This window comes from Rhodopirellula maiorica SM1, from assembly GCF_000346295.1.
In the GTDB taxonomy this organism is placed as follows: domain Bacteria; phylum Planctomycetota; class Planctomycetia; order Pirellulales; family Pirellulaceae; genus Novipirellula; species Novipirellula maiorica.
Map to the genome: position 1 here is coordinate 1 of NZ_ANOG01001088.1, position 3,310 is coordinate 3,310.

A 3,310-nucleotide genomic window follows, 5' to 3' on the forward strand; every position below is an offset into this window, starting at 1 on the left:
GTGCTGCGTCTGTGGCGGGGGCCACGTTTACGGGGTTTTACCCGTGGAGACGCTTTGGCACAGTTTCTGCAAATGCGGTGCCTCGATCGATAAATGCTGACTCCGTCCGCTTACAGACTAATTTGGAATTGAGAATACAACGTTGATGTCTACGAAACGAACCGCTTTTACTCTTGTCGAATTGCTTGTTGTTATCGTAATTATTGGCGTGTTGGTTGGATTGCTGCTGCCCGCAGTTCAAGCGGCCCGCGAAGCTGCTCGGCGAATGCAATGCAGCAATCATCTGAAACAAATCGCACTTGCTTGCCACAACTACCAAAGCGCATTTAAAAAATTTCCTCCCTCGGCAATTGTGGATCTCAGCGTCACCAGCACAGGGAACAACGGATCGTGGGGCGTTCACGGTCGCATTCTGCCGTACCTCGAGCAGGGCAACGTGTATGACTCGGTCGATCTGTCGTTGGCTTGGGATAACCAACTCTCGATCGATGGTTTGAAGATACCGACGTACGCTTGCCCCAGTGATCCAGGTGCCGATGAGGTTCGCGTGTTCGATGACAATCGTCCGTCGCTGTATCCGACGTCCTACGGCTTCAATTTCGGTCGTTGGTTTGTTTTCAATCCGACCGATCGCAAAGGCGGTGATGGCATGTTCTATCCGAACTCGTTTCTGAGCTTCCGTGATTGTTTGGACGGAACAAGTCATACGCTGCTGGCCGCCGAAGTGAAAGCGTGGACGCCTTACAACAGGAATGGCGGCCCTGCATCGACAACGATTCCAATTAACCAAAGCGAAGCCGAAACCGTGGTTGCCAGCGGGGCCCAATTCAAGAACACCGGACATACCGAATGGCCTGATGGCCGAGTTCATCACACCGGTTTCACTGTGACGCTGACGCCAAACAGCAAAGTGGAGTACAGCGAGAGTGGACAAACCTATGAAGAGATGGACTTCAATTCTTGGCAAGAAGGCAAGAATGGGATCGCTGGCAATCCAACCTATGCCATCATCACGTCGCGAAGCCATCATACGGGGCTGGTGAACGTCGCTAGACTGGACGGCAGCATCTCGTCAGTTACCGATTCCATCGACTGGACGATTTGGCACGCGCTGGGAACTCGAAACGGACGCGAAGTTATTCAAGAGTAACCGTAGCGACCAATGCGGTCATGTGTAGGCCGGATCAAGCTCATCACAAGTGTCGCCGAACCAGGGGATACGAGTGCGACGGTAGATTTGCTTTGGCCGCAGTTCGGGCTCTTCACGCAGCCCGTTGTTGTTGCTGTGGTCGGTGCAGCCGTCGCTGCAGTGCATCGATGGTTCTCTGCGTTGCTCCTTGATGCTCGGAAATCACGCGACGGGCGGCTCGCCCTAAAGCATCGGCACTAGGAATGTCTGTCAAACATCGCTCGACAAATTGATGCAACTGTTCTGCGTCGGCGACGCGTACCGCGCCGCCAGCTTCGATCAATTGGTTGGCGATCTCTTTAAAATTCTTGGTGTCTGGACCAAAGGAAACCGCGCTTCCATAGGCACCCGGTTCAAGCATGTTTTGGCCACCCCGAGTCCCAAAACTACCGCCCACGGTGGCGATCTGGCTGACGCCCCACCAATGTCGCAGTTCGCCAATCGTATCGACAAGAATCACGGTATCCGCTGACCAACTCGTTTCATGCAGCGACCGATTCACTGACCGGCGATGAACGTTGAGTCCCGCGTTGGTCACTAAATTGGCGACGGCATCGAATCGTTCCTCATGACGCGGTACCAATACCAACCGCAATTCGGGATGCTCGGAAACCAACGACTTGTAGATCTTGATCGCCATGATCTCTTCGCCCGGCTGGGTGCTGCCAACCACCCAAACACGATTCCATGGATCGATGCCTGCCCACTGGACTCGGGACTGGACGTCGACGGTATCGCGATTCGTCGGCGCGTTGTCGAACTTGATCGAACCGGTCGTTTCAATCCGATCGGTCGCCGTTCCGCACGCAGCAAAACGCTGAGCGGCTTGTTCGTTTTGCGCACCGACCCACGTCAGTCGCGCAAAGATCGGCCGAGTCAAAAAAGCAAAACGCTGATATCCCGCGGCACTCCGCTGGCTCAGCCGGGCATTAGCCACCATCACCGGGCAACCTTGATTTGTCGCGATGCGAATCAGGTTGGGCCACAGTTCAAGCTCGGCCAGCACAAGCATGTCCGGCTTCAAATTTCGCAGCGTTCGCGTGACAGTCCAGCTAAAGTCCAGCGGGCAAAAAAAGACTCGTTCTGCTCCGAACCTCTGTATTGCCAAATCATAACCGGTGTCAGTTGACGTGCTGACGACGACTTGGTGATCAGGGTGGGCCGCTTCGAGACGTTTAACCAGTCCGCTAATCAGATTGACTTCGCCGACACTGACCGCGTGCAGCCAAATCGCAGGCTTGCCCATCGTCAAGGAATCTGCGTGCGGTTTTGAGATGCCCCACAGTTTTTCACCGACACCGCGGCGGTAACGCCCATATCGGAGCATGCGATACATCACCGCGGGCGAAAGCAGTAGTAGCGCCGCGGCGTACAGCAGATTGGCGAACATCGGAATCCTTTCCGAACGAACAATAGGCGGAATGTGGGATAGACCAGTAGGCTGTCAAGGATGCTGTATGACAGGCTGGATGCCTATCCCACTTAGAATAGACTGCGAGCCTATTCTAATTCTCGGGACGTCTAACTAAACCACTGGGCCGCTTTTTCGCATGCAGCATGATTTGTATTTTTTGCCGCTTCCACACGGACAGGGATCGTTGCGGCCGACACGAGGCTCGGAATGACGCACCGGGTCGGGACGCGATTCGTTGTCTTGGTTACTTGATTGAGCCGCACGCTGCGCGGGCGAATCAAGTTCCTGACGCGACGCACTGGCCGCATTCGGATCGTTACGGCTGGTGGTCGCTTCGACCCACGTGCTGCGGATGAATTCTTCGTTGAACGATTCCATGCGGAAGATCAAATCGGTAACACGTTCGCCGATCGATTCCCACATCGCGTCAAACAAACGCATGCCTTCGCGTTTGTATTCAACTTTGGGGTCGAGTTGAGCATAGCCTTTCAGTCCGACGCTGCTGCGCAAATGGTCCATCGTCAACAAGTGATTCTTCCAAGCTTCGTCGACAATGCTCAGCAAAATCTGGCGTTCCATCCGTCGCATTTCAGGATAGAAACGATCATCCACGGCACCATCGACTGCCAACGACAACTCGTGGCGATTCATTCGCAACAAGTCTTCTTTGATCGCGCGATAATTGAACTCGTCTTTCATCCAATCGG

General features: G+C 54.4%; 3 protein-coding genes. 1 reads left to right on the top strand and 2 read right to left on the bottom strand.

Annotated features, from left to right (window positions below):
• The first annotated feature begins 145 nt into the window (after positions 1-145).
• Entirely contained in the window at positions 146-1,150 is a 1,005-nt protein-coding gene (locus RMSM_RS35290; protein ID WP_008709182.1) for a DUF1559 domain-containing protein, read from the top strand.
• A gap of 112 nt (positions 1,151-1,262) precedes the next feature.
• Here RMSM_RS35290 and RMSM_RS35295 read toward each other — a convergent pair whose 3' ends face one another.
• Positions 1,263-2,579 carry a 3-deoxy-D-manno-octulosonic acid transferase gene (locus tag RMSM_RS35295; RefSeq protein WP_008709183.1) on the bottom strand — a complete coding sequence of 439 codons (1,317 nt, stop codon included), beginning with the start codon at positions 2,577-2,579 and terminating at the stop codon, positions 1,263-1,265.
• Between the two features lie 135 nt (positions 2,580-2,714).
• On the bottom strand, positions 2,715-3,310 hold a 596-nt coding region (locus tag RMSM_RS35300), incomplete at its 5' end, for an SEC-C metal-binding domain-containing protein (protein ID WP_173405173.1).